The following is a 24540-nucleotide window of genomic DNA, read 5'->3' as shown; positions in this document are numbered from 1 at the left end:
TTCCTCTCTTGGCTGTCGCCGCTGTCTTTAGTTTTCCTGCAACAACGGCTGCAGGGCTTTGTCGATGGCCTCCCGGGCGCGGAAGATCCGGGAGCGCACGGTGCCTACCGGACATTGCATGACGCTCGCAATGTCCTCGTAACTCAGACCATCAAATTCACGTAAAGTTAAAGCCGTACGTAAATCTTCCGGCAGTTGCTGAATGGTTCGATGGACGGTGCCTTCAATCTCATCCCGCAGCAAAGCCCGCTCTGGCGACTCGAGATCCTTGAGGCCATGATCGCCATCGTAGAACTCTGCATCCTCGGAACTGACATCGCTATCCGGCGGCCGACGGCCGCGTGAAACCAGATAATTTTTCGCCGTGTTGATGGCGATGCGGTAAAGCCACGTATAAAACGCGCTGTCTCCGCGAAAATTTCCAAGTGCACGGTACGCCTTGATAAAGGCTTCTTGTGCCACATCCTGGGCTTCATGGGTGTCGTGCACGAAACGCACGATCAACCCGAGAATTTTGTGCTGGTATTTCAGCACTAGCAGATCGAAAGCACGCTTGTCGCCGCGCTGAACGCGCTCGACCAGTTGCTGATCCTCTTCCTGGGTTAGCATGAACACTCCTCGATGAGCTCGGAGGAGGCTTGCAGAAGTAAATCACCAGACTTGCAAACATAGACTCGGGCTTTTCGCAAAAGTTCTCCCCCTCCAGGCAAGTTTCCTGCGGGCTCTGATTTGGCACGCACGAAAAGCGCAGCACGAGTTGACCCGGCCGCGCGGATAATCTTGTCATCGGACTCTTCGGCAAGGATCGCACTGCAATCTCGCACTGAAGCCGACACTGTCCCTTGTTTCAGACAACCGTCTATTGATCTTGGCCCTTTGGCAAAAGTTCCAAATATTTATAGCCGCGCCGACCTGACATTGTGCAACCGTGAAGGGAAAAAGACGGTTAAATCGGCGATACAGTCATTCTCGCGCCCAACGGGCAGAAAAACATCCGACGAAGCGACCGATGTTTTGCGTCACAGTAGTTTCACAATGCCATGCCAGCTCGGGTATTGTGCCGCTCCCCCCCTCTATATACTAGAGGGCAGTGCGGCTGCTTTGACTCGCCAGTCCAGCTGTGCCAACCCCCGACCCGGGTCGCTTTGAGCGGAATCCTGAAATGAGCCAACAGTTTCAACACGATGTTCTGGTAATTGGCAGCGGTGCTGCCGGCTTGAGCCTTGCGCTGACCTTGCCCGGTCATTTGCGCATTGCCGTACTGAGCAAGGGCAACCTCGCCAATGGCTCGACGTTCTGGGCCCAAGGCGGCGTTGCGGCCGTTCTGGATGATACCGATACCGTTGAATCCCATGTCGATGACACGCTCAATGCCGGTGGCGGCCTGTGCCATGAGGACGCTGTGCGCTTTACCGTCGAGCACAGCAAGGAAGCCATTCAGTGGCTGATCGACCAGGGCGTGCCCTTTACCCGCGATGAACAGTCGGGCAACGAAGATGGCGGCTTCGAGTTCCACCTGACCCGCGAGGGCGGCCACAGCCATCGGCGCATCATCCACGCCGCCGATGCCACGGGTGCAGCCATTTTCACAACCCTGCTCGACCAGGCCAGGAAACGGCCGAACATCGAACTGCTGGAACAGCGGGTGGCGGTTGACCTGATCACGGAGAAACGCCTGGGCCTGGAAGGTGATCGCTGCCTCGGTGCTTATGTGCTCAATCGCGGCACCGGCGAAGTCGACACCTACGGCGCCCGCTTTGTGATCCTCGCCTCCGGTGGTGCGGCCAAGGTTTACCTGTACACCAGTAACCCCGACGGCGCCTGCGGCGATGGTATCGCCATGGCCTGGCGCTCGGGCTGCCGGGTGGCGAACCTGGAGTTCAATCAGTTCCACCCCACTTGCCTGTATCACCCGCAAGCCAAGAGCTTCCTGATCACCGAAGCCCTGCGAGGCGAAGGCGCCCACCTGAAGCTGCCCAACGGTGAGCGCTTCATGCAGCGCTTCGATCCACGGGCCGAATTGGCACCACGGGACATCGTCGCCCGGGCCATCGACCATGAAATGAAGCGCCTGGGCGTCGATTGCGTCTATCTGGACATCAGCCACAAGCCCGAAGCTTTCATCAAGACGCACTTCCCGACGGTGTACGAACGCTGCCTGGAATTTTCCATCGACATCACCAGGCAACCGATTCCGGTGGTCCCGGCTGCGCACTACACCTGCGGTGGTGTGATGGTCGATCAACAGGGCCGCACCGACGTGCCGGGTCTGTACGCCATTGGCGAAACCAGTTTCACCGGCCTGCACGGCGCCAACCGCATGGCCAGCAACTCGCTGCTGGAATGTTTCGTTTATGCCCGCTCGGCGGCCGCAGACATTCTCGAACAGCTGCCCCGGATTCCGATGCCAGCCCCCCTTCCCGCCTGGGATGCGAGCCAGGTCACCGATTCCGATGAAGACGTGATCATTGCGCACAACTGGGATGAGCTGCGGCGATTCATGTGGGACTACGTCGGCATCGTGCGCACCAACAAGCGCCTGCAACGGGCGCAACACCGCGTGCAATTGCTGCTGGATGAAATCGACGAGTTCTACAGTAACTACAAGGTCAGCCGGGATTTGATCGAGCTGCGCAACCTGGCTCAAGTGGCCGAGCTGATGATTCTGTCAGCCATGGAGCGCAAGGAAAGCCGTGGCCTGCATTACACCCTCGACTACCCGAACCTGTTGCCGGTCGCGCTGGACACTATTCTGGTGCCGCCCACCTACGTCGGCTGAATTTGAGCCGGACCCGCAGGCGTCGGTGCACATCCGCCGCCTGCGCATCCCGGGGCACGCAAATAGCCCGGACCCGGCGCTCACCACGTAGTCGAAAACGCAGTACCACCACCAACGGCAGCGCCAGGCTGTCCGGCCTTAGCTGCACGGGCTGCCAACCCTTGGCCCGACTCCACAACTGCCAGCCATCGGCATCGCGCCGCAAGCCGCAAAAGGCCTGCGGGTGCGTCAACAAGATTTGCCGGGGCAACAGCCAGACTCCGTGAGCCACGCACAGCACAACGCCAAGCGAGCTGGCCCAGAGCGGAATCGACAGTAAAAACAACGAACCCAACGCGAGCAGCTGGGCCAGAAGATACGCCGCCAGCAACTGCCGAGAGGCATGCCAGCGGCATTCGAACGAATTACTTGGGCTGGACACGATCCAGGATCATGCGAACCATGCGTTGCAGCTCAGGATCTTCGGATTCGTTGCGTTCCATGAACCAACCGAACATGTCCTGATCTTCGCATTCGAGCAACCTGACGTAGCAGGCGCGATCAACCTCGTTGAGGTGCTGGTAAACCTCTTTCACAAACGGCACCAGCAGCACGTCAAGCTCAAGCATGCCGCGGCGGCTGTGCCAGTAGAGGCGGTTCAGTTCAACATCTTCGACCATGGAGCGCTCCTCAAATAGGCCGCAAGTATACAGGCCCGCGCTCCGTCGAACAGTCGGCTTTGGTCGGGCACCGGTGATCCTTTGTGAACTACCCATTTCGAAGGCGCCCCCTTATGATGTCCGCCAGACTCTTTACCCTGCGATGACCCATGGCCGATTCTGCTTTTTTCTGCACGCTTTCTCATGAAGGTGTTCTCGCGGTCCGCGGCGCGGACGCCAGCAAATTCCTGCAAGGCCAACTGACCTGCAATCTCAACTACCTGAGCGATTCCCGGGCCAGCCTCGGTGCGCGCTGCACCCAGAAAGGCCGGATGCAATCGAGTTTCCGCATCCTGCTCGAGAGTGACGGCGTAGTCCTGGCCATGGCCACCGAATTGCTCGAACCGCAATTGACGGACCTGAAAAAATACGCGGTGTTTTCCAAGTCGAAACTGACCGATGAAAGTGCCGCCTGGGTTCGCTTCGGCGTTGACCATGGCGACGCTGCACTGGTCAGCCTCGGTCTGGACCTGCCGGCAGAAACCGACAGCGTCGTGCGCAACGATGGGCTGATTGCCATCCGTGTCTCGCCGCAACGCGCCGAGTTTTGGGTTGCCGCCGGTCAAGCCGATGCGGTCAAAGGCAAGCTATCGGCGGTGCTGAGCGAAGGCGACCTCAATCAATGGCTGCTGGGCCAGGTCCGCGCAGGGATCGGCCAGGTCATGCCCGGCACCCGCGAGTTGTTCATCCCGCAGATGCTCAACCTGCAAGCGGTCGGTGGCGTGAGTTTCAAGAAAGGTTGCTACACCGGGCAGGAAATCGTCGCGCGCATGCAATACCTGGGCAAACTCAAGCGCCGTTTGTATCACCTGCAACTGACGGCCAGCGAACGGCCTGAACCGGGTACCGCGCTGTTTTCCCCGACCCATGGCAGTTCCATTGGCGAAGTGGTGCTGGCTGCCCACGCCGGGCAGAACATTGAGCTCCTGGCTGTGTTGCAAGCCGAAGCAGCAGACAGTGGAGACATCCACCTGGGCGAGCTCGAAGGGCCGTCCCTGCAGCTGCTCGACCTGCCTTATGAACTGGACCGCGATCGCGAAATCCAGCAATAACGGCAGCATTTGGCGCAACACCTAGAGAGACTAAATGAGCGAACTGGCGGAAAAGGTCCAAAAGGATTTGGTTGAGGCCATCAATAACGATGACCTGGTTCTGCCAACGTTACCGGAAGTGGCCCTGCAGATTCGCAAGGCCGCAGAAAACCCGGAAGTCAGCGTCAGTACCCTGAGCAAAGTGATCGGCCGCGATACCGCGCTGTCGGCACGCCTGATCAAAGTGGTCAACAGCCCACTGTTGCGCGCGACCCAGGAAGTGACCGATCTGCATACCGCGATCACCCGCCTGGGCATCAACTACAGCTGCAATCTGGCGATCGGCCTGGTCATGGAGCAGATTTTCCATGCCCGCTCCGACGTGGTTGAACAGAAGATGCGCGATGTCTGGCGTAAAAGCCTGGAAATCGCCGGCGTCAGCTACGCCTTGTGCCGCCGCCATACCCGACTCAAGCCCGATCAGGCAGCCCTTGGCGGGCTGGTGCATCAGATCGGCGTGCTGCCGATCCTGACCTACGCCGAAGATCACTATGAGCTGCTGTCCGACCCGGTCAGCCTCAACCATGTGATCGACCAGATTCATCCGCTGATCGGCGAAAAACTGCTCAGGGTCTGGGAATTTCCCGACATGCTGGTGCAAGTGCCGCAGCTGTACCTGAACTTCAAACGCCAGTCTGCGCAGGTCGATTATGTGGATCTGGTGCAGGTGGCCAGCCTGTATTGCCTGCAGGACACCGATCACCCGCTCGCCCGTGCCGATGCATTGAATGTACCGGCCTACAAGGCACTTGGAATCGACTTTGACGACAAGGCGATATGCGCCGACCTGGAAGAAACACGCACGATGTTTTACTGATCATTGTGGCGAGGGGGCTTGCCCCCTCGCCACAGATGTTGTGTTACTCCCCGGAGATAAAACTCACCCGCACCTTCAACCCTGCGTGCTCACCATCATGCAGGCTGATTTGCGCCAGATGCGCGCGGCAGATCTCACCGACAATCGCCAACCCCAACCCTGAACCGGCCACTTGCTGGTTGCGTCGGTAAAACCGCTCGAATACCCGATCGCGTTCCTCAAGAGGAATGCCGGGGCCATCATCTTCGACTTCCAGCACTGCGGGCGCCGAGACGCGCAATATCACGTTGCCACCCGGTGGCGTGTGAGCCAGTGCGTTATCCACCAGATTGCTCAGCAGTTCGTTCAATAATGTCGGCTCGCCCCGCAACCAGACGGGTTCATCCGCTTCCAGCGCCAGCGCGATGCCGCGCTTGTGGGCCAGCGGCGCCATGGCCATGCCCAGGTCCCGAGCCAACTGACTGAGGTCGAGTAACTGCGCACCGCCCTCGGCAATCGCCCGGGCGCCATTTTCGACCCGCGCCATGGAAAGCAACTGATTGGCCAGATGGGTCAAGCGATCAGTGCCTTGGGCGGCGGTTTCCAGCGTGCTGCGCCAGGTTTCGGGCTCGACTGAGCGCATGCCCAGTTCCAGTCGTGCCTTGAGCGCCGCCAGCGGCGTGCGCAGTTCGTGGGCGGCATCGGCGATGAATTGCGCCTGCTTCTCGAACTGCCCGCGCAAGCGCTCGGTAAAGTGATTGAGGGCGCGCACCAGCGGCCACAATTCGCGCTGCACTTCCACCAATGGCAAGGGCCGCAGATCGTCCGGCTGACGCTCCTCCACGGCCGTGCGCAAGCGCTCCAGCGGGCGCAACGCGGCACTCACCGCGAACCACACCAACATCAAGGCCCCACCCGCCAGCATGCCCAGGCGCAGCAACGTATCTGTCGCCAGACTGCGGGCCATGCTCACCCGCGCCTCATCGGTTTCCGCCACGCGGATTTCCGCCATGCCGTTCATGTTCGGCTCGCTCACGGGCTTGAGCAGGCTCACCACGCGCACGTTCTGCCCGCGGTACTGGGCGTTGTAGAAACGTGCCAGCGCTGGATAGTCATCGGTGCGCGGCGTTCCCGGCGGCGGCGCGGGCAGGTTTTCGTAACCGGAAATCAGCTTCTGATTGATGTCGTTGACCAGGTAGAAAATCCGCCCGGCGCTGTCGTAGGCGAAGGTATCGAGGGCGACATAAGGCACGTCGAGGCTGAGGCTCCCATCGTGCTCGGACAGGCCTGCGGCGATGGTCCGCGCCGAGGCGAGCAAAGTCCGGTCATAGGCCGTGTCGGCCGCTTCACGACCGTTCCAGTAGGCGCTCAATCCACTGGCCAGCATCAACACCACCAGCAACAGCGCCAGGTTCCACAACAACCTCCAGCGCAGGCTGCTGGGCTTATGCATCGCGGCTTTCCAGCAAGTAACCGAGGCCGCGGAAGGTCACGATGGCAACCGGCTGGCCATCGAGTTTCTTGCGCAGCCGGTGCACGTAGATTTCGATCGCATCGGGGCTGGCCTCTTCATCGAGACCGAACACTTGCGACGCCAGTTGCTCCTTGCTCATCACCCGACCGGGGCGTGCGATCAGGGCTTCGAGTACGGCTTGCTCGCGGGAAGTCAGGGTCAGCAATTCTTCGCCGAGGGTGAAGCGCCGGGTTTCCAGGTCATAGGCCAGCACACCGCAACGCTGAATGCGTTCACCGCCCAGCACGCTGCGGCGCAACAAGGCTTTGACCCGGGCTTCGAGCTCGGTCAGTTCGAACGGCTTGGCCAGGTAGTCGTCGGCGCCGAGGTTCAGGCCATGGACCCGGTCCTTGACGTCGCTGCGGGCGGTCAGCATCAACACCGGCAGGTTCTTGCCCCGCGCCCGCAAACGCGCCAGCACTTCGAAACCATCCATGCGCGGCAAGCCGACGTCGAGGATCGCCATGGCGTATTCCTCGCTGCCCAGCGCCAGGTCGGCTGCCACGCCATCGTGCAGAACGTCCACGGTCAGCCCGGTGCTCTTGAGCGCCTGGGCGACACTTTCGGCGAGCTGCAGATGGTCTTCGACGAGCAGGACACGCATGGATCTTTACCTCGTTCAGGGATGGTCGACGCCATTCTTTGGCGCGGAGTTTACAGCGGCATCCGTCGCTGTGAAGCCCGAAAAATCGTGAAAGTCTTCTGAAAGGTTAGCGAAAGGTTAGCCCGTTAGAGTCGGACCACGGACAGTTTCGACTGCCGTCGCTGCAGCCACACAGCGATACGAAAAACGCCTCGAAGCGTTTTCGACAAATAAGAACAATAAACGGAGTAAGTCATCCATGCAGTCCCTGCAGACCCAGGCTATCGCGCCTGCCCGCCTCTCCCGTTTCAGCCACACTGCGCTTGCCAGCGCTGCCGCCCTTGCCGGTTTTTCACCGTTGAGCCAGGCCGCATTCTTCGACGACAGCTCGGCCACTTTCGAAACCCGCAACATGTACTTCAATCGCGATTATCGCGACGGCACCAGTGCCCAACAGTCCAAGCGTGACGAGTGGGCCCAGGGTTTCATGCTCAATCTTAAATCAGGCTACACCGACGGCACCGTGGGGTTCGGTGTCGATGCGCTGGGCATGTTGGGGGTCAAGCTCGATTCGAGCCCGGACCGTACCGGTACCGGCCTGCTGCCGACCGACGATGGGCGAGCCGTGGACGAATACTCCAAACTCGGCCTGACCGGTAAAGTGAAAATCTCCGCCAGCGAGCTGAAAATCGGCACCCTGATTCCGGAACTGCCGATCCTCAAGCCCAACGACGGACGCATCCTGCCGCAGACCTTTGAAGGCGGCATGCTGACCTCCAAAGAGATCAAGAACCTGACCTTCACCGGCGGGCGTCTGGACAAGGCCAAGGATCGCGACAGCACCGACTTCGAGGACATTGCCCTCAACAACAAGAACGGTCGTTTCGCTGGCACCGTGGCCGGCAAGCACTTCGACTTTGGCGGCGTGGACTACAAGCTCACCGACAAGATCACCGGCAGCTACCACTTCGCGCAACTCGATGAAGTCTACAACCAGCACTATCTCGGGCTGGTTGCTTCGCAGCCGTTCGGCCCTGGCACCTTTGCCAGCGACCTGCGATTTGCCATCAGTGATGACCAGGGCGAGGCCCGTGGCGGCCCGATCGACAACAAGTCCCTCAATGGCCTGGTGAGTTACGCCTTGAGCGGGCACAAGTTCAGCGCGGGCTACCAGCACATGTCCGGCGACAGCGCGTTCCCCTATGTGGATGGCAGCGACCCGTACCTGGTGAACTTCGTGCAGATCAACGACTTTGCCGGCGCCCAGGAGCGCTCCTGGCAAGCGCGTTATGACTTCGACTTCGTCACTCTCGGCGTCCCCGGCCTGACCTTCATGAGCCGTTACGTGAGCGGTGACAACATCAAGCTCAAGAACGGTGACGAAGGCAAAGAGTGGGAACGCGACAGCGAAATTAAATATGTTGTACAAAGCGGCGCGCTCAAGGATGTCGCCGTGCGCCTGCGCAATGCCACCTACCGTTCCAACTACTCCGCTCGCGATGCCGATGAAGTGCGTCTGCTGGTGAGCTATAGCGTTGCCCTTTGGTAATTCAGTACGTCAATAACAACAACTCCCAAGGAGACTTGAATGAACCTGTCAATGCGTAAACTAGCCCTCGCCGCCAGCGTCCTGCTGCTCACCGGCCAGGCGCTCGCCGAACCCAAACGCCCGGAATGCATCGCCCCGGCCTCGCCCGGCGGTGGTTTCGACCTGACCTGCAAACTGGCGCAAAGCGCGCTGGTCAACGAAAAACTGCTGACCAAACCGATGCGCGTGACCTACATGCCCGGCGGTGTCGGCGCCGTGGCGTACAACGCGGTGGTCGCCCAGCGTCCGGCCGATGCCGGCACCCTGGTGGCCTGGTCCAGTGGTTCGCTGCTGAACCTGGCGCAAGGCAAGTTCGGTCGTTTCGATGAAAGCAACGTGCGCTGGCTGGCCGCCGTTGGCACCAGCTATGGCGCCATCGCGGTTAAAAGCGATTCGCCTTACAAGACTCTGGACGATCTGGTCCAGGCACTGAAGAAAGATCCGAGCAAAGTGGTGATCGGTTCCGGCGGCACCGTCGGCAGCCAGGACTGGATGCAGACCGCGCTGATCGCCAAGGCTGCCGGGATCAACCCGCGTGACCTGCGTTACGTCGCCCTCGAAGGCGGCGGTGAAATCGCCACCGCCCTGCTCGGTGGGCACATCCAGGTCGGCAGCACCGACATCTCCGACTCCATGCCGCACATCCAGAGCGGTGACATGCGATTGTTGGCAGTGTTCTCCGACAAGCGTCTGGACGAGCCGGAAATGAAGGACATCCCGACAGCGCGTGAGCAAGGCTACGACATCGTCTGGCCGGTGGTGCGCGGCTTCTACCTCGGGCCAAAAGTCAGCGACGAAGACTACGCCTGGTGGAAAGCGGCCTTCGACAAATTGCTGGCTTCCGAAGACTTCGCCAAATTGCGTGATCAGCGCGAGCTCTTCCCGTTCGCCATGACCGGCCCGGAACTGGACACCTACGTGAAGAAGCAGGTTGCGGACTACAAAGTGCTGGCCAAAGAGTTCGGCCTGATCCAGTGATCGTCTCTGTCTAGCGGTTGCGGCTCCGTTTTGGCGGGGCCGCAGCCCAGGAGTTCCCCATGCTCTTACAACGCATTTTCGCCTCGGTACTATTGCTGGCCTGTATCGGCCTGGCACTGATGGCGTGGCCGTATCAAGCGGCTTTCTCCTACGAACCGGTGGGACCGCGGGCCTTCCCGTTGTTGATGCTCGGCCTGATGGGCTCGGCACTGTTGTACATGGTATTTCGTCCTGCACCGATCAAGCACAGCGATGACGAGCCGCCGCTGGATCGCGAAACCCTGACCAAGATCGGCATCTGCGTGGTGCTGTTACTGGTGTTCGCCGGCACCTTCGAACCGCTGGGTTTCATCGTCGCCAGCATCCTGATCGGCGTGCCCATGGCCCGTCTGTATGGCGGTCGCTGGGTACCCAGCATCGTGATCATCAGCCTGATGGCCGTCGGTCTCTATCTGCTGTTCGACCGCGTGATGGACGTACCGCTGCCCCTCGGCCTGCTCGACGTTCTGGAGAACTGATATGGATACTCTTGGCTATTTGGGTCAGGGCTTCGGCGTCGCGCTGAGCCCGTACAACCTGGTGACCGCACTGTGCGGCACCCTGATCGGCACTGTGGTCGGCCTGTTACCGGGCCTGGGGCCGATCAACGGCGTCGCACTGTTGATCCCGATCGCATTCGCCCTCGGCTTGCCACCGGAGTCGGCACTGATCCTGCTGGCAGCCGTGTATCTGGGTTGTGAATACGGTGGCCGGATCAGCTCGATCCTGCTGAACATTCCGGGCGAAGCGTCTACCGTGATGACTACCCTCGATGGCTACCCGATGGCTCGCCAGGGCCTGGCCGGTGTCGCGCTGTCGCTGTCGGCATGGAGCTCGTTCATCGGTGCCTTCATCGCGACTTGCGGCATGGTGCTGTTCGCCCCGCTGCTGGCGAAATGGGCGATTGCCTTCGGGCCGGCGGAATACTTCGTACTGATGGTGTTTGCGATTGTCTGCCTCGGCGGCATGGCCGGTGACCGCCCGTTGAAAACGTTCATCGCGGCGCTGATCGGCCTGTTCCTGTCGACCGTCGGCATCGACGCCAACAGCGGTGTGTATCGCTTCACCGGGGACAACATCCACCTGACCGACGGCATCCAGTTCGTCGTGCTGGTGCTCGGCCTGTTCTCCATCAGCGAAATCCTTCTGCTGCTGGAAAAAACCCATCACGGCCAGGAAGCAGTGAAAGCCACCGGGCGCATGATGTTCAACTTCAAGGAAGCGGCGTCGGTGTTCACGGTGAACATTCGTTGCGGCGTACTGGGCTTCATCATGGGCGTGTTGCCGGGTGCCGGCGCGACCCTGGCCAGTGCCGTGGCCTACATGACCGAAAAACGCATCGCCGGTGCCAGCGGTAAATTCGGTCAAGGTGACAAGCGCGGCCTCGCCGCCCCGGAAACCGCCATCGGTGGCGCGGCTTGCGGTGCGCTGGTGCCGATGCTGACCCTCGGTGTTCCAGGCTCCGGCACCACGGCCGTGATGATCGGCGCCCTGTCGCTGTACAACATCACCCCGGGCCCGTTGCTGTTCCAGGAACAACCCGACATCGTCTGGGGCCTGATCGCTTCGTTGTTCGTCGCCAACGTGATGCTGGTGATCCTCAACATCCCGATGATCCGCGTGTTCACCCGCATCCTCGCGGTGCCGAACTGGGCACTGGTGCCGGTGATTGCGATCATTACCGGGATCGGTGTCTACGCGGTGCACGCCACCACCTTCGACCTGTTCCTGATGATCGGCATCGGCATCTTCGGCTACATCCTGCGCAAGCTGGACTTCCCGTTGTCGCCGCTGCTGCTGGGCTTCATCCTCGGCGGCCTGATGGAACAGAACCTGCGCCGCGCCCTGTCGATTTCCAACGGTGCGCTGGAAATCCTCTGGTCGAGCCCGATCACCTTCGGTGTCTGGGTACTGACGGCGATCATGCTGTTGATGCCGATCCTGCGCATCTGGCGCAAACGTTCGGCCACGCAGCGCGCTATCGCCGATGTCTGATCGGCCCCCCTTCAGAAGCTGGTGGGGAACCCCGCTGGTCGGCCTGCTTGGCGGTTACCTCGCCAGCCAGGTCGGCTGGCCTTTGCCGTGGATGGTCGGCTCGTTGCTGGCGATCATCCTCGTGCGCTGCCTGACACCCTGGCAATTGGCCGAAATCCCTGGCGGTCGCAAGTGCGGCCAGTGGATCGTCGGTATCGGTATCGGCCTGCACTTCACCCCGTTGGTGATGGAGCAGGTGCTGAGTCATTTCGGTCTGATCTTCTTCGGTGCGTTGGTCACCAGCCTGTCTGCAGTGGTCGGCGTGTGGCTGATGCGCCGCACCGGTGAAGATCGCGCCACGGCGTTCTTTTCCAGCATGCCAGGTGGTTCCGGGGAGATGGTCAACCTCGGCGCCCGCAATGGTGCGGTGCTCAGCCGTGTGGCGGCGGGGCAGAGTTTGCGGGTGTTGGTGGTGGTGTTGTGCGTACCGGCTGCCTTCAAGTATCTGTTGGGCGACGGTGCGCCGATTTCCCATGTTGGCAGCATCGATTGGCGCTGGTTGGCGGTGTTGTTTCCCGTCGGTGCATTGGCCGCCTGGATCTGGGAGCGCCTGCGTCAACCCAACCCCTGGCTGTTCGGGCCATTGCTGGTCAGTGCGGCAGTCAGCATCGGCGGGGATCTGCACATCGGTTTGCCCAACGGCGGTAGCCAGATCGGCCAATGGTTGATCGGCAGCGGTCTGGGCTGTCACTTCAACCGGCAGTTTTTCCGGCGTGCGCCATCGTTCATGGGCCGCACCTTGATTGGCACGGCGTTGACCATGCTGATTGCAACTGCAGCGGCCTTGGGTTTGAGTGCGCTGACCCATCTGGACCTGCGTTCCCTGACCTTGGGCATGATGCCGGGCGGTATTGCCGAGATGAGCCTGACGGCGGAAACCCTGCAGCTGTCGGTGCCGCTGGTGACGGCGATGCAGGTGATGCGGCTGTTGTTTGTGTTGTTTCTGGCGGAGCCGTTGTTCAAGTATTGGAACCGGAATCCGGAGTAAGACCGAGTCGACTTCATCGCGAGCAGGCTCACTCCTACATTGGATTTGCGGTGCTCACAAAACCTGTGGGAGCAGCCGGTCGACGCTCGATTGCTCGCGATGGGGCCAGTCAGGTCAACCCATCAACCCGGCGGCAACCGCCACTCGATAGGCGTCTCGCCGTTCTGTTCCAGAAACTTGTTGGTCCGGCTGAAGTGCCCGCAACCGAGGAAGCCGCGATAGGCCGACAGCGGTGACGGGTGCACCGAGGTCAGCACCAGATGCTTGGTGGCATCGATCAGCTTCTGCTTGCTCTGGGCATGGGCGCCCCACAGCATGAACACCAGGTGCGGTTGCTGCTGGCTGACCACTTCAATGATTCGATCGGTAAAAATCTGCCAGCCCTTGTCCTTGTGCGCATTGGCGTTGGCGCGCTCGACGGTCATGGTGGTGTTGAGCATCAGCACGCCCTGATCGGCCCAGCTCTGCAGGTAGCCATGGTTGGGGATGTCGATGTTCAGGTCGCGCTTGAGCTCTTTGTAGATGTTCACCAGCGACGGCGGCGCCGGCACGCCGGGTTGCACCGAAAAGCACAAACCATGGGCCTGGCCCGGGCCGTGATAAGGATCCTGGCCGAGGATCACTACCTTGACCTTGTCCAGCGGCGTGGAATTGAGCGCATTGAAGATCATCGGCCCCGGCGGATAGATCTCCTTGCCGGCCGCCCGCTCCTGTTGCAGGAAGTTTCGCAATTCTGCCATGTAGGGCTGGTCGAACTCGGCACGCAGTGCCTCCTTCCAGCCCGGTTCGAGTTTGATACGGTCGTCAGCAGTCATGGTTACATCCGGCAAAAACAATTGGGGCGAACCCTAGGAAAGCTCACCACACTTGTCAATTGATCTGACGCAGTTCCGGCACTTTCCCATACAGCGATCATACTTAACCTTCAAATTCCCGATCGAGGTCACGATGAATCTGCACTTCGAAGAACTCACCGGCACGGACGGCGCCCGCATCGGCATCGCCAGTCTGGATGCCGAAAATTCCCTCAACGCCCTGTCCCTGCCGATGATCAACGCCCTGCGCGACCGCATGGAGGCCTGGGCCAAGGACTCGCAGATCGTCTGCGTCCTGTTGCGCGGCAATGGCGCCAAGGCTTTTTGCGCCGGCGGTGAAGTGCGCAGCCTGGTGCAAGCCTGTCGCGTCCATCCGGGTGAAGTACCGCCACTGGCTGCGCAGTTTTTTGCGGCGGAGTATCGCCTGGACTTCAAACTGCACACCTACCCCAAGCCGTTGATCTGTTGGGGCCATGGCTATGTGCTCGGCGGCGGCATGGGACTGTTGCAAGGGGCAGGCATCCGTATTGTCACGCCGAGCAGCCGGTTGGCCATGCCGGAAATCAGCATCGGCCTGTACCCGGACGTTGGTGCCAGTTGGTTTCTGTCGCGCCTGCCCGGCAAGCTCGGGTTGTTCCTGGGCCTGACCGGTGCGCACATGAACGGCCGCGATGCCATCGACCTGGACCTGGCGGATCGTTTCCTGCTCGATGAGCAGCAGCCGAAGTTGATCGAAGGTCTGCTGCAATTGAACTGGCAGGAACAGACACCGATGCAGCTCAACAGCCTGCTCAAGGCCCTGCAACAGGAAGCCGTGGCGCAGATGCCCGAAGCCCAGTGGCTGCCGCGCCGTCAGCAGATCGACGAACTGCTGGATGTCAGCGACGTGCGTTGCGCCTGGAAGGCCATCAGCGCCTTGCGCGATCACAGGGATCTGTTGCTGAACCGCGCGGCCAGAACCCTGAGCGAAGGCGCACCGCTGACCGCTCATCTGGTGTGGGAGCAGATCATCCGTGCCCGGCACCTGTCGCTGGCCGAAGTCTTTCAGATGGAATACACCCTGAGCCTCAACTGCTGTCGTCATCCGGAATTCAGCGAAGGCGTACGTGCCCGGTTGATCGACAAGGATCAGAAGCCGCACTGGCACTGGCCGGACATCAACAACGTGCCGAACGCGGTGGTAGAGGCGCATTTTCACAAGGCGTGGGAAGGTCGGCATCCGTTGGCGGATTTATCCGAGTACTGAAATCCGGGTATAAAAAATGTGGGAGCGAGCAGGCTCGCTCCCACAGGTTTTGTATTCAGTTTAATGATTAGCGGTGATTACCCCGGCCGCTGTGATCGCCACGCCCGCTGCGATAGCCGCGCCCGTCGTGACTGCGATAGTCGTTGTTCCAGTTCCCGCCGCTACGGCCGTCCCAGCCATGGTTCTGATGCATGCGGTAGTCGCCCCGCGACGGCTGATAGTAACGAGGGGCCGACTGGTAATGGCGCGACGGTTGATAGATCCGCGGCTGCGAGTAATAGCGCGGTGTCGGCTGGTAATACCGCGCTGGCGGCACGTAATACCGGGGTGGCGGTGTGTAATAACCATTGGAATAGTAAGAACGCCCCCCGGTGTAATAGGTTGGCGCAGGCGAGGTATAGACCTCGGAACTGTAGTAACTGCCTCCTTCGTCGTAGTAAGGCGCGCACCCACCAAGGGATAATCCCAACACAGCTAGCAGAAGTATTCGACAGAGCATGGCGGCCTCCTGGACCGCGGGTAAGCCACACCAGCGACGCTGGCAGGCGACAATCAAATGTTCGATGACTGTCGAAATATCAGACATCGAATTCGGAATCTGGTGCGCGCCTGAAACAAGTGGAAACATCTGGCCGATGAAAGGTTTTTCATCCCTTCACGCCCTGGTTAATGGTGGCCACCGCGATATCCACCGCCGTGATAGCCGTGGCCACGGTAATAACCATGCCCACCGTAGTAATAGGAGCGATAACCACCGTAATAACGTGGGCCGTAATAGCCGCCGTGGTAATAAGGCGAGTAGTAACCGGGATAGTAATAAGGTGCCGCGTAAACATCGGCAGGACCGTCGTAGTAGTAGTAGCAGCCAGACAATCCAAAACCGAGCACTGCACCAAACAACAATCGACGCAACATGACGGCCTCCGTAAAGACCTGTGACAGCAGTCGGCACACACCGGCTGACATCTGTTTTGACTGGCAAAACTCTGCCAAGTGCAACGCCGCGAGTACCTTCTGATCAGCGGCGGATACGTTCCAATGCGGTGCACTTGCGCACCATCACAAGGCAGTCCGCCCTCCCGATCAAACCCGCCGATCACCCTGCCCCCCACGCTAGAGCGCTCGGCCCGACTTGGCACGCCTCTCGCTTTAGCGCACTTGTTCCAAAAAAAGTGCAGGCGTCATCACAGGTTCGCGGCACCACAATTTGCAAATGGCTGACTAGGGTTCCGGCTCGCAATCGCGAGTGACTGGTCCGAGAGTTGGCGACCTCCAGTTGAGGTTACACGGCGGGATAAAAGCCCGGGAGACAAGCCACCGTTAGCGGTGCCGCTGCCGTCCTGTCCGTCCTTGATCAACTGGAGAACCACCATGTCCCAGCTTCGTTTACCCGCCCTGCTCGCCGCTGCGTTCGCAGCCCTCGTGAGCTTCTCGTCCCAGGCTGCCCAGAAAGACCACTTCAGCGTGTGCTGGACGATCTACGCCGGCTGGATGCCGTGGGAATACGCCGGCAGCCAGGGCATCGTCGACAAATGGGCGAAAAAGTACGGCATCAAGATTGATGTGGTGCAGCTCAACGACTACGTCGAATCCATCAACCAATACACCGCCGGCCAGTTCGACGGCTGCACCATGACCAACATGGACGCGCTGACCATCCCGGCCGCCGGCGGCGTCGACAGCACTGCGCTGATCGTCAGCGATTTCTCCAATGGCAACGACGGCATCGTGCTCAAGGGCGAAGGCAAAAAAGTCGCCGACCTCAAGGGCATGGACGTCAACCTGGTGGAGCTGTCGGTGTCCCATTACCTGCTGGCCCGGGCTCTGGATTCGGTGGACCTCACCGAGAAAGAACTGAAAGTGGTCAACACTTCCGACGCCGATATCTCGGCCGCCTTCAACACCGATCAGGTCAACGCCGTTACCACCTGGAACCCGATGCTGTCGGACATCAAGGCCAAGCCTGCGGTGACTGAAGTGTTCAACTCCAGCCAGATCCCCGGCGAAATCATGGACATGATGGTGGTCAACAGCGCCACCCTCAAAGACAACCCGGCCCTCGGCAAAGCGCTGACTGGCGCCTGGTTCGAAGTGGTCGAGTTGATGAGCGCGAAAAACGCCGCCAGTAAAGCCGCCCTGGAGCACATGGCCAAGGCCTCCGGCACTGACCTGGCGGGTTTCCAGGCGCAACTGGACACCACCAAATTGTTCGCCACCCCGAAAGAAGCCCTGGCGTTCAGTACCAGCAAGCAATTGCCGGAAACCATGCGCAAGGTCGCCGAGTTCTCCTTCCAGCACGGCCTGCTGGGTGAAGGCGCCAAGGACACCAGCGCAGTCGGCATGGCCTTCGCCAACGGTGTGACCAGCGGCGACAAAGGCAACCTCAAGCTGCGCTTCGACCCGAGTTACGTGCAGATGGCCGCCGACGCCAAGCTGTAATCAGGAGAACTGTCCATGCGCCTGATCAACCGTCACCCGGACCGTCCGAGTCGCCTGTTGCTGGTGATCCTGCCGTTCGCCCTGGTGCTGTTCGCCTACTTCATGGGCTCGGCCGAGCGACTGGCGGACAACTCCAACGACAAGCTGCTGCCCAGTGCCGTGCAGATGACCGACGCGGTGAAACGCCTGGCGTTCGTGGCCGACAGCCGCACCGGCGAATTCCTGCTCTGGCAGGACACAGTGTCCAGCCTGCGGCGTCTGGCCATCGGCCTGGGCATCAGCGCCCTGGCCGGGCTATGCCTGGGCATCGCCGCCGGTACCCTGCCGCTGTTCGGTGCGCCGTTGTCACCCTTGCTGACGGTGCTGTCGATGGTGCCACCGCTGGCGATCCTGCCGATCCTGTTCATCGTGTTCGGGCTGGGGGAGTTGTCGAAAGTGATGCTGATCGTGATCGGTATCACCCCGTGCCTGGCCCGGGATCTGGAACAGCGCGCCCGGGAAATTCCCGTCGAGTTACTGATCAAGGCGCAGACGCTTGGCGCTTCGACCTGGACCTTGATGCTGCGCGTGGTGCTGCCGCAATTGTTGCCGCGCCTGTTGATATCGCTGCGACTGATGCTGGGTTCAGCGTGGCTGTTCCTGATCGCCGCCGAAGCCATCGCCTCCACCGACGGCCTCGGCTACCGGATTTTCCTGATGCGCCGTTACCTGGCGATGGACGTGATTTTGCCCTACGTGGTGTGGATCACCCTGCTCGCCTGGCTGATGGATTGGGGCCTCAAGTACCTCACCTGTCGTGCCTTTCCCTGGTATGAAGGGGCCGCCAAATGAGCTTCATCACCGTTAAGAACGTCTGGCAGCAATACGCCGATCAGGTGGTGCTCGAAGGCCTCAACCTGAACGTCAACGAAGGTGAGTTCTGCACCCTCGTGGGTGCCTCCGGATGCGGCAAATCGACCTTCCTGCGCCTGCTGCTCGGCCAGGAACGCGCCAGTCGCGGCGAGATCCTGCTCGACGGCCAGCCCTTGGCCATTGAGCCGGATGCCAGCCGTGGCGTGGTGTTCCAGCGCTACTCGGTGTTCCCGCACTTGAGCGTGCTGGACAACGTCGCCCTTGGCCTTGAACTGCCCCGCTCGCCGCTACTCGGACGCCTGTTCGGCAGCGCGAAAAAAGCGGCCCGCGAACAGGCGTCGGTGTTGCTGCACAAAGTCGGCCTCGGCCACTCGCTGGACAAGTACCCGGCGCAGCTCTCCGGCGGTATGCAACAGCGGCTGGCCATTGCCCAGGCGCTGATCATGAAGCCTCGGGTGTTGCTGCTCGACGAACCGTTCGGCGCCCTCGACCCGGGCATCCGCAAAGACATGCACGCCTTGCTCCTGGAGCTGTGGCGCGAGACCCGACTGACGGTGTTCATGGTCACCCATGACCTGTCCGAAGGCTTCAGCCTCGGCACACGCCTGCTGGTGTTCGACAAGGTCCGTCTCGACCCGCATGCACCTGGCCGCTATGGCGCACGCATCACCTACGACATCCCTTTGAACAGCGACCGGCGCGCCCATCGTGCCGCCGTCGACGCCTTGCCGGCTCCTTTGGCAGGCACGCTTCGTATCGCTTAGAGGAATTTTGCAAATGACTGATTCGACCCAACTGTTCCCGCCCTTCGCCGAAGAAATGCTCCCCGGCGGCGGCCATCGTTCCTTCGTCTTGAAACGCGGACAACTGCTGCGCCTGACCGACCTGCGCGGCGGCGCCAACGTCAGCCTGACAATGCTCAACGCCAATGAAAAAACCGAGCGCCTGAACCTGCCCGACAGCCTCAAATGCCAACACACCGCCAAACTCACCGCCGGCCATTGCCTGTACTCGGACATGGGCCGCGTGCTGGCTGCCATCACCGCCGACACCTGCGGCTGGAGCGACAGCCTCGGCGGCGTGCTCTGCGCTGAAGAAGTGGCAGAAAAATACGGCGCCGGCCGCTATCAGGAATTGCGCAACGGCTTCTTGCGCAACGGCACCGACAACCTGTTGGTGGAACTGGGCAAGTGGGGGCTGGGCCTGTCCGACCTGCTGATGACCCTCAACCTGTTCAGCCGCGTGAACGTCGATGACGGCGGGCGTTTCCACTTTGTCGAAGGCAACTCCAAGCCCGGCGACTACATCGAGTTGTACGCGCCGATGGACACGTTGGTGGTGCTCACCGCCCTGCAACATCCCATGGACCCGTCGCCGCAATACGCGCCGCAACCACTCAAGCTCAGCTGGATGAACGCCGATGCCAGCGTCGCCGAACACTGCCGCACCTCGCGCCCGGAAAACGAGCGTGGCTTCATCAACACCGACCGTTTGTTCGCCTGAGGATCGCTGCCATGTCACTCGCAATCGCCACCGCTCCACAGTCGCCTGAAACGGCCGTCTACCGCGCCACCATCCCCGCCGGCGAGCCCTGGCTGATGGAGGTCAAGGCCGGTCAGACTTTGCGCATCCTTGACCTGGAGGGTAACCAGGCTGTCGACACCCTGTTCTACAGCGTTGCCAACCCGAAGGAACGCTACGACGTGCAGCGCACCCTGCGCCGGCAGAACAGCGTGTACCTGAGCACCGGCAGCGTACTGTATTCCAACCTCGGCAAGCCGATGCTGACCATCGTCGCCGACACCTGCGGGCGTCACGACACCCTCGGCGGTGCCTGCGCGCAAGAGAGCAACACCGTGCGCTACGCCCTGGAAAAACGCTACATGCACAGCTGCCGCGACAACTACCTGCGCGCCTGTGCTCACGATGGCCGGTTGGGCAAGGGCGACATCGGACCAAACATCAACTTTTTCATGAACGTGCCGGTCACCGCTGATGGCGGGCTGACCTTCGAAGACGGCATCTCGGCACCGGGCAAGTACGTCGACCTGCGGGCAGAAATGGACGTGATCGTGCTGATCTCCAATTGCCCGCAACTGAACAACCCGTGCAATGCCTACAACCCTACGCCTGCGGAGCTTCTGGTATGGAACTGAAGTTCACGAGACTGCGCCGCTGGTTGTTTGCCTTGTGCCAGGCCCGATCAGGGCAGTGCCTGAAAAAGTAAAAACCACCACCCCCTGTAGGAGCGAGCTTGCTCGCGAAAAACCCAAGAGCACCACTGGGTATCTGGTTTTACGCGTAATCGTTCACGACCATCGCGAGCAAGCTCGCTCCTACAAGAGGCCAATGGTGTTTTGGAACGAATTGATTATTCCACCGGGGACGACCCCGATGCCTTTCAAAAAACTGCGGGACGGCCCGCATCCCCATCAGGGGTTATGCCATGTTCGAAAAAGTCCTGATTGCCAACCGTGGCGCCATTGCCTGCCGCATCCTGCGGACCCTGCGTGAACTACAAGTGCAGGGCGTTGCCGTGTACTCCGAAGCGGATGCCGCCAGCCTGCACATCCTGCAAGCCGATGAGGCCCATAGCCTCGGTGAGGGTGCAGCGGCTGGAACTTACCTGGCTGTCGATAAGATCCTCGCCATCGCCAAGTCCACCGGCGCCACCGCGATCCATCCCGGCTACGGCTTTCTCTCGGAAAACGCCGCGTTCGCCGAAGCCTGCGAGGCCGCCAACATCGCCTTCATCGGCCCGACGCCCGAACAACTGCGGGTGTTCGGCCTCAAGCACACCGCCCGCGCCCTGGCCAAACAACACGGCGTGCCCATGCTCGAAGGCACCGAACTGCTCGACAGCCTCGACGCCGCATTGATCGCCGGCGAACAGGTCGGCTACCCGCTGATGCTCAAAAGCACCGCCGGCGGTGGCGGCATCGGCATGCGCGTGTGCCGCAGCGCGACCGAGTTGAACGAGTCCTTCGAAGCGGTCAAACGCCTGGGTCAGAACAATTTCAGCGACGCCGGGGTGTTCATCGAGAAGTACATCCAGCGTGCCCGTCATCTGGAAGTACAGGTGTTCGGCGACGGTCGCGGCGAGGTGATCGCCCTCGGCGTGCGTGATTGCTCGGTGCAGCGCCGCAACCAGAAAGTCCTCGAGGAAACCCCGGCGCCGAACCTGCCCGACGGCATGGCCGAGGGGCTGTGCGCCGCCGCGATCAAATTGGCCAAGGCAGTGAATTACCGCAGCGCCGGCACTGTGGAGTTTGTGTTCGACAGCGAGGCCCAACGCTTCTACTTCCTGGAAGTGAACACCCGTTTGCAGGTGGAACACGGTGTCACCGAACAGGTGTGGGGCGTCGATCTGGTGCGCTGGATGGTGCAACTGGCGGCCGGTGACCTGCCGCCGCTGAGCGATCTGGTACAAGGTTTGAAACCGCAGGGTCATGCGATTCAGGCGCGGTTATACGCGGAGGATCCGGGTCGGGATTTTCAACCGAGCCCCGGTTTGCTCACCGCGGTGAATTTCCCCGCCACCGATGGCAAACAGCTGCGCATCGACACCTGGGTCGAGGCTGGCTGCGAGATCCCGCCCTACTTCGACCCGATGATCGCCAAGGTCATCAGTTGGGCGCCGACTCGCGAAGAAGCCACTGCAGACCTGCATCAGGCGCTGGGTGCCAGCCTGCTCTACGGCGTGGAAACCAACCGCGACTACCTGCGGCAGATTCTGCTCGATGCGCCTTTCGCCAGCGGCCAGCCATGGACCCGTTGCCTGGAAAGCCTGGTGTATCAGGCCAGCACGTTCGAGGTGCTCAGCGCTGGCACCCAGACCAGCGTGCAGGACTATCCCGGTCGCCTCGGTTACTGGGCGGTGGGTGTACCGCCGTCGGGGCCGATGGACAGTCGCGCGCTGCGTTTGGGCAACCGTTTGCTGGGCAACGAAGAAGGCACCGCGGCGCTGGAAATCACCATGAGCGGGCCGTTGCTGCGCTTCAATTGCGAGGCGGTAGTAGCCGTGACCGGCGCGGCGATTCCATTGCTGCTCAACGGCGAAAGCGTACCGATGAACACTGCGTTGATGGTTCCGGCAGGCGCCACCCTGAGCCTCGGCACCATTGCCGGAGCCGGTGCCCGCAGCTATCTGTGCCTGCATGGCGGCCTGCAAGTGCCGGATTACCTGGGCAGCAAAAGCACCTTCACCCTGGGTCAGTTTGGTGGACACGGTGGCCGCGCGTTACGAGCCGGTGATGTATTGCACCTGCCAGCCCTGAATGACCACCGCGCCGGTCAGCAACTGGCTGAAGATCAGCTCACCGAACTGCCTGCGGTTCGGCGAATTCGAGTGATCTACGGCCCCCATGGCGCCCCGGAGTACTTCACGGAAAACTACATCGGCACCTTCTTCGCCACGCAGTGGGAAGTGCACTTCAACTCCAGCCGTACGGGCGTGCGCCTGATCGGGCCAAAGCCGGAATGGGTGCGCGCCGACGGTGGTGAAGCCGGTTTGCATCCGTCGAACATCCACGACAATCCGTACGCGATCGGTGCGGTGGATTTTACCGGTGACATGCCGGTGATCCTCGGCCCGGATGGCCCGAGCCTCGGCGGGTTCGTGTGCCCGGTGACGGTGATCGAGGCGGATCTTTGGCAACTGGGGCAGCTCAAGGCGGGGGACAAGGTGCAGTTCTCCCCTGTCGACCTCATGACCGCCCGCACCCTGGCCTTGAAATGGACTCCCTCCTGTAGGAGTGAGCCTGCTCGCGATGACGGCATCACATCCGACATCTCTGTGACTGAAACACCGCAATCGCGAGCAGGCTCACTCCTACAGGGAATTGTGTCGCCTGTGGTATTGGATTTGGGGCAGGATGACACGCGGCTGGTGGCGAGGCTCTCGGGCGACACCCACCTGCTACTGGAAATCGGCGCCCCGGAACTGGACCTGGTTCTGCGCTTCCGCGCCCACGCCCTCATGCAGGCGCTGGAAAGCAAACACCTGCACGGCGTGATCGACCTGACGCCAGGCATCCGTTCGCTGCAGGTCCATTACCAACCCGAACAACTGCCGCTGTCCGACCTGCTCGGCATCGTTGCCGGCGAATGGGACGCCGTGTGCGCCGCCAAAGACCTGCAAGTACCGTCGCGCATCGTTCATCTGCCGCTGTCCTGGGATGACCCGGCGTGCCAGTTGGCCATCGAGAAATACATGACCACCGTGCGCAAGGACGCGCCATGGTGCCCGAGCAACCTGGAGTTCATCCGCCGCATCAACGACCTGCCGAACCTCGATGACGTGCAAAGCACGGTGTTCGACGCCAGCTACCTGGTGATGGGGCTTGGTGACGTCTACCTCGGCGCACCGGTCGCCACCCCGCTCGACCCGCGTCATCGCCTGGTCACCACCAAGTACAACCCGGCGCGCACCTGGACCGCGGAAAACTCGGTGGGCATCGGTGGCGCCTACATGTGCGTCTACGGCATGGAAGGCCCCGGCGGCTATCAGTTTGTCGGGCGCACGTTGCAGATGTGGAACCGCTACCGTGAGGTCGCCGCGTTCGATGGCAAACCGTGGTTGCTGCGGTTTTTCGACCAGATCCGTTTCTACCCGGTCAGCGCCGACGAACTGCTGCGCATTCGCCGGGATTTCCCCCTCGGGCGCTTCGACCTGAACATCGAGCACAGTCAATTGAACCTGGCGGATTACCAGGCCTTCCTGGCCCGGGAAGCCGAGACCATCGACGCGTTTCGCGATCAGCAAAAAGGCGCATTCAATGCCGAGCGCGAACGCTGGATCGCCAGCGGCCAGGCCCATTTCGACAGCGAAGAACCGGCCCCGGAGACGACCGAAGAGGCGCCGCTGGCCAGCGGCCAACAGAGCGTCGACAGCCACATCGCCGGCAACCTCTGGCAGGTTCAGGTCGAGGCCGGCAGCCGTGTCGAGGCCGGTGACGTGCTGGTGATCCTGGAGTCGATGAAGATGGAAATCCCCCTGCTCGCACCGATGGCCGGCGTGGTGCGCGAGATTCGCGTGCAACCGGGTTCGGCGGTGCGCGCCGGACAGCGCGTCGTGGTGCTGGAACTCGACTGAACCCATT

At 61.2% G+C, this 24540-nt stretch carries 23 protein-coding genes and 1 riboswitch; of the genes, 15 read left to right on the top strand and 8 right to left on the bottom strand.

All coding sequences use genetic code 11. The features are described 5' to 3' along the window. Positions 1-27: 27 nt before the first annotated feature. Positions 28-609, bottom strand: coding sequence for an RNA polymerase sigma factor RpoE (gene rpoE / locus C8K63_RS11600; protein ID WP_003172477.1), 582 nt, complete (start codon positions 607-609; stop codon positions 28-30). 553 nt (positions 610-1162) lie between these two features. On the opposite strand from rpoE, the gene nadB reads away from it, so the two are divergent. Further along, the gene (nadB, locus tag C8K63_RS11595) at positions 1163-2779 is read left to right on the top strand and encodes an L-aspartate oxidase (RefSeq protein WP_108216827.1); all 1617 of its coding nucleotides are present in this window, start codon (positions 1163-1165) and stop codon (positions 2777-2779) included. On the opposite strand, the gene C8K63_RS11590 is transcribed toward nadB, so the two are convergent. Both C8K63_RS11590 and C8K63_RS11585 read right to left on the bottom strand, forming a co-directional pair. Next, positions 2748-3200: a protein YgfX gene (locus tag C8K63_RS11590; protein ID WP_108216826.1), complete on the bottom strand. Its 453-nt coding sequence runs from the start codon at positions 3198-3200 to the stop codon at positions 2748-2750. The two genes, nadB and C8K63_RS11590, sit on opposite strands and share 32 nt — an antisense overlap. After that, positions 3184-3438 carry a succinate dehydrogenase assembly factor 2 gene (locus tag C8K63_RS11585; protein ID WP_108216825.1) on the bottom strand — a complete coding sequence of 85 codons (255 nt, stop codon included), beginning with the start codon at positions 3436-3438 and terminating at the stop codon, positions 3184-3186. Before C8K63_RS11585 ends, C8K63_RS11590 begins: the two co-directional genes overlap by 17 nt. Positions 3439-3587: 149 nt before the next feature. Here C8K63_RS11585 and C8K63_RS11580 point away from each other — a divergent pair, with 149 nt between their 5' ends. Both C8K63_RS11580 and C8K63_RS11575 read left to right on the top strand, forming a co-directional pair. Then, positions 3588-4529, top strand: a complete 942-nt coding sequence (locus C8K63_RS11580) for a folate-binding protein YgfZ (protein WP_108216824.1) — start codon at positions 3588-3590, stop codon at positions 4527-4529. Between the two features lie 34 nt (positions 4530-4563). Continuing rightward, positions 4564-5385, top strand: coding sequence for an HDOD domain-containing protein (locus C8K63_RS11575; protein ID WP_108216823.1), 822 nt, complete (start codon positions 4564-4566; stop codon positions 5383-5385). 43 nt (positions 5386-5428) lie between these two features. Here C8K63_RS11575 and C8K63_RS11570 read toward each other — a convergent pair whose 3' ends face one another. Both C8K63_RS11570 and C8K63_RS11565 read right to left on the bottom strand, forming a co-directional pair. Further along, positions 5429-6817: a sensor histidine kinase gene (locus tag C8K63_RS11570; protein WP_108216822.1), complete on the bottom strand. Its 1389-nt coding sequence runs from the start codon at positions 6815-6817 to the stop codon at positions 5429-5431. Beyond that, positions 6810-7481 carry a response regulator gene (locus tag C8K63_RS11565; RefSeq protein WP_007979804.1) on the bottom strand — a complete coding sequence of 224 codons (672 nt, stop codon included), beginning with the start codon at positions 7479-7481 and terminating at the stop codon, positions 6810-6812. The genes C8K63_RS11570 and C8K63_RS11565 overlap by 8 nt, the downstream gene beginning before the upstream one ends. Before the next feature lie 238 nt (positions 7482-7719). On the opposite strand from C8K63_RS11565, the gene C8K63_RS11560 reads away from it, so the two are divergent. From C8K63_RS11560 to C8K63_RS11540, 5 genes are read left to right on the top strand one after another with little or no spacing between them, the layout of a single operon-like run. Then, positions 7720-9009: an OprD family porin gene (locus C8K63_RS11560; RefSeq protein WP_108216821.1), complete on the top strand. Its 1290-nt coding sequence runs from the start codon at positions 7720-7722 to the stop codon at positions 9007-9009. Positions 9010-9048: 39 nt separating this feature from the next. Further along, complete coding sequence (locus C8K63_RS11555) at positions 9049-10026, top strand: tripartite tricarboxylate transporter substrate binding protein (protein WP_108216820.1); 978 nt, start codon at positions 9049-9051, stop codon at positions 10024-10026. Between the two features lie 59 nt (positions 10027-10085). After that, complete coding sequence (locus C8K63_RS11550; protein WP_108216819.1) at positions 10086-10544, top strand: tripartite tricarboxylate transporter TctB family protein; 459 nt, start codon at positions 10086-10088, stop codon at positions 10542-10544. A 1-nt stretch (position 10545) separates the two neighbouring features. After that, on the top strand, positions 10546-12060 hold the full coding sequence (locus C8K63_RS11545; protein ID WP_108216818.1) for a tripartite tricarboxylate transporter permease: 1515 nt from the start codon (positions 10546-10548) through the stop codon (positions 12058-12060). Continuing rightward, entirely contained in the window at positions 12053-13087 is a 1035-nt protein-coding gene (locus tag C8K63_RS11540) for an AbrB family transcriptional regulator (RefSeq protein WP_108216817.1), read from the top strand. The genes C8K63_RS11545 and C8K63_RS11540 overlap by 8 nt, the downstream gene beginning before the upstream one ends. A 122-nt stretch (positions 13088-13209) precedes the next feature. Here the strand turns inward: C8K63_RS11540 and ung are convergent, their stop codons facing one another. Next, positions 13210-13902 (bottom strand): uracil-DNA glycosylase, encoded by a 693-nt coding sequence (gene ung, locus C8K63_RS11535; protein ID WP_108216816.1) that lies wholly within the window; start codon positions 13900-13902, stop codon positions 13210-13212. A gap of 133 nt (positions 13903-14035) precedes the next feature. On the opposite strand from ung, the gene C8K63_RS11530 reads away from it, so the two are divergent. Further along, positions 14036-15148 (top strand): enoyl-CoA hydratase/isomerase family protein, encoded by a 1113-nt coding sequence (locus C8K63_RS11530; RefSeq protein WP_108216815.1) that lies wholly within the window; start codon positions 14036-14038, stop codon positions 15146-15148. 67 nt (positions 15149-15215) lie between these two features. Here C8K63_RS11530 and C8K63_RS11525 read toward each other — a convergent pair whose 3' ends face one another. After that, on the bottom strand, positions 15216-15647 hold the full coding sequence (locus C8K63_RS11525) for a hypothetical protein (protein ID WP_108216814.1): 432 nt from the start codon (positions 15645-15647) through the stop codon (positions 15216-15218). A gap of 167 nt (positions 15648-15814) precedes the next feature. After that, on the bottom strand, positions 15815-16063 hold the full coding sequence (locus C8K63_RS11520) for a hypothetical protein (RefSeq protein ID WP_108216813.1): 249 nt from the start codon (positions 16061-16063) through the stop codon (positions 15815-15817). A 295-nt stretch (positions 16064-16358) separates the two neighbouring features. Continuing rightward, positions 16359-16459, top strand: a riboswitch (guanidine-I (ykkC/yxkD leader). 60 nt (positions 16460-16519) lie between these two features. Between C8K63_RS11520 and C8K63_RS11515 the strand changes: the two genes are divergently transcribed. From C8K63_RS11515 to uca, 6 genes are all read left to right on the top strand, one after another. Continuing rightward, positions 16520-17587: a putative urea ABC transporter substrate-binding protein gene (locus C8K63_RS11515; RefSeq protein WP_108216812.1), complete on the top strand. Its 1068-nt coding sequence runs from the start codon at positions 16520-16522 to the stop codon at positions 17585-17587. Between the two features lie 15 nt (positions 17588-17602). Continuing rightward, on the top strand, positions 17603-18418 hold the full coding sequence (locus C8K63_RS11510) for an ABC transporter permease (RefSeq protein WP_108216811.1): 816 nt from the start codon (positions 17603-17605) through the stop codon (positions 18416-18418). Next, positions 18415-19203, top strand: a complete 789-nt coding sequence (locus tag C8K63_RS11505) for an ABC transporter ATP-binding protein (RefSeq protein WP_108216810.1) — start codon at positions 18415-18417, stop codon at positions 19201-19203. Before C8K63_RS11510 ends, C8K63_RS11505 begins: the two co-directional genes overlap by 4 nt. A 13-nt stretch (positions 19204-19216) precedes the next feature. After that, positions 19217-19942, top strand: a complete 726-nt coding sequence (locus C8K63_RS11500) for an urea amidolyase associated protein UAAP1 (protein WP_108216809.1) — start codon at positions 19217-19219, stop codon at positions 19940-19942. A gap of 11 nt (positions 19943-19953) precedes the next feature. Beyond that, the gene (locus C8K63_RS11495; protein ID WP_108216808.1) at positions 19954-20595 is read left to right on the top strand and encodes an urea amidolyase associated protein UAAP2; all 642 of its coding nucleotides are present in this window, start codon (positions 19954-19956) and stop codon (positions 20593-20595) included. Between the two features lie 290 nt (positions 20596-20885). After that, positions 20886-24533, top strand: a complete 3648-nt coding sequence (gene uca / locus C8K63_RS11490) for an urea carboxylase (RefSeq protein WP_108216807.1) — start codon at positions 20886-20888, stop codon at positions 24531-24533. Positions 24534-24540: the final 7 nt, after the last annotated feature.

The organism is Pseudomonas sp. GV085 (genome assembly GCF_003050925.1).
Taxonomy (GTDB): domain Bacteria; phylum Pseudomonadota; class Gammaproteobacteria; order Pseudomonadales; family Pseudomonadaceae; genus Aquipseudomonas.
Note: the sequence above shows the minus strand (reverse complement) of the source record. Positions and strands in the feature narration are given on the sequence as shown.